Annotated in this window: 1 rRNA gene (only partly in view); it reads right to left on the bottom strand. The window is 51.6% G+C overall.

Annotation, left to right across the window (positions count from 1 at the left end):
• Nucleotides 1-1,972, bottom strand: a 23S ribosomal RNA gene (locus tag V8P77_RS34515) (it extends 906 nt beyond the left edge of the window).
• Between the last annotated feature and the right edge of the window lie 528 nt (nt 1,973-2,500).

Raw genomic sequence — 2,500 nt, 5'->3', positions numbered from 1 at the left:
GTCGTTACGCCATTCGTGCAGGTCGGAACTTACCCGACAAGGAATTTCGCTACCTTAGGACCGTTATAGTTACGGCCGCCGTTTACTGGGGCTTCGATTCAAAGCTTGCACCTCTCCTCTTAACCTTCCAGCACCGGGCAGGCGTCAGACCCTATACGTCGTCTTGCGACTTCGCAGAGCCCTGTGTTTTTGATAAACAGTCGCTACCCCCTGGTCTGTGCCACCCCATCATACTTGCGTAAAATGGGGTCACGCTTCTTCCGAAGTTACGCGTGCAATTTGCCGAGTTCCTTCAACATAGTTCTCTCAAGCGCCTTGGTATACTCTACCTGACCACCTGTGTCGGTTTCGGGTACGGTCTATACGGTGGAGCTATTTCCTGGAACCGCTCCGCTGCCCTGATAATCCAATAAACCAGAACAACTTGTGCAATCCGTCACTACCACCAGGCCCACGAATATTAACGTGGTTCCCATCGACTACGCATTTCTGCCTCGCCTTAGGGGCCGGCTAACCCTGCTCAGATTAACTTTAAGCAGGAACCCTTGGTCTTTCGGCGAGAGGGTCTCTCACCCTCTTTATCGTTACTCATGTCAACATTCGCACTTCCGATACCTCCAGGAGCCCTCACAGGTCTCCCTTCATCGGCTTACGGAACGCTCCGCTACCACGTGTATTGCTACACATCCTCAGCTTCGGTGCATGGCTTCAGCCCCGTTACATTTTCGGCGCAAAGACCCTTATTTAGACCAGTGAGCTGTTACGCTTTCTTTAAATGATGGCTGCTTCTAAGCCAACATCCTGGTTGTTTTGGGATCCTCACATCCTTTCCCACTTAGCCATGACTTGGGGACCTTAGCTGGAGGTTAGGGTTGTTGCCCTTTTCACGACGGACGTTAGCACCCGCCGTGTGTCTGCCGAGTAGTACTCCCCGGTATTCGGAGTTTGGTTAGGATCAGTAAGACGGTGAGTCCCCATAGCCCATCCAGTGCTCTACCCCCGGGGGTATTCGCTCGACGCTCTACCTAAATAGATTTCGCGGAGAACCAGCTATTTCCGAGTTTGATTGGCCTTTCACCCCTAGCCACAAGTCATCCCAATCTATTGCAACAGATGCGGGTTCGGTCCTCCAGTTGGTGTTACCCAACCTTCAACCTGCTCATGGCTAGATCACTCGGTTTCGGGTCTAATGCAACAAACTATATCGCCCTATTCAGACTCGCTTTCGCTGCGCCTACACCTACCGGCTTAAGCTTGCTTGTTACACTAAGTCGTTGACCCATTATACAAAAGGTACGCCGTCACCCTTTCAGGCTCCGACTGTTTGTAGGCATCCGGTTTCAGGTTCTATTTCACTCCCCTTGTCGGGGTGCTTTTCACCTTTCCCTCACGGTACTTGTTCGCTATCGGTCATGCACGAGTACTTAGGCTTGGAGAGTGGTCTCCCCATGTTCAGACAGGATTTCTCGTGTCCCGCCCTACTCTAGGACAATCATGATATCTACGCGTACGGGGCTGTCACCCACTACGGCCGCACTTTCCAGAGCGTTCCACTTTAATCACAATTGCCACTGGCCTGGTCCGCGTTCGCTCGCCACTACTTGCGGAGTCTCGGTTGATGTCCTTTCCTGCAGGTACTTAGATGTTTCAGTTCCCTGCGTTCGCTTCTTACACCCTATGTATTCAGGTGTAGATACCTTATCACAATGCTTGGAACCTGGCGTCGCCTTGCGACGCAGCGAATAGTTGTTAGCGAATAGCGAATAGAATTTAAAAACTATTCGCTACTCACTATTCGCTATTCGCGGCGCCTGCGGCGCCAGATTCCCAAGCATTTAAGGTGGGTTGCCCCATTCGGAGATCCATGGATCAAAGCTCATTCGCAGCTCCCCACGGCTTTTCGCAGCGTATCACGTCCTTCATCGCCTGTGCATGCCAAGGCATCCACCAAATGCCCTTACGACACTTAATCGTTCTCATTGCCAATGCTCATCCATATTTGGACTTGCGACCATCCCGACAACCTTGCGATTGCCGTACGGCCAGTCCAAAAATCCGGTTACCTTTTACAACCGGATCATTTCATGATGCCATCGACGTGTTCGACAGGTCTGCTTTATTGGAGCTACGCCGAGCAGCTCGCTTGCAGCCTGTCTTAAGACCAGCTTCTCGAGATATGATCCGATACCGCGCGGTCAGGCAACGGTAATCCGATCGTTCATCAGACGATGCCCAAAGGCAACGAACAACGAACGATCCAGAGCGACAAGCTTCCCACCTACCTCCAGTCCTTCACCCATATCCGGCCGGCTAGGCCATCCATGGGATCATCAGAACTGGGCTCGGACATCATGGATAACAACCCACGACACCTGGAAGCCTCCAGATCAATCTTCTCTTCACAATGTATGCAGAACACGCACCAGCCATAAGCCGATGCAAAACTTTTATTTCTTCAAAGGATATCTTTTTCGCCGCCAGCAACGATCCACCAAATACA

The organism is Rhizobium aouanii (assembly GCF_037002925.1).
In the GTDB taxonomy this organism is placed as follows: Bacteria; Pseudomonadota; Alphaproteobacteria; order Rhizobiales; family Rhizobiaceae; genus Rhizobium; species Rhizobium aouanii.
Note: the sequence above shows the minus strand (reverse complement) of the source record. Positions and strands in the feature narration are given on the sequence as shown.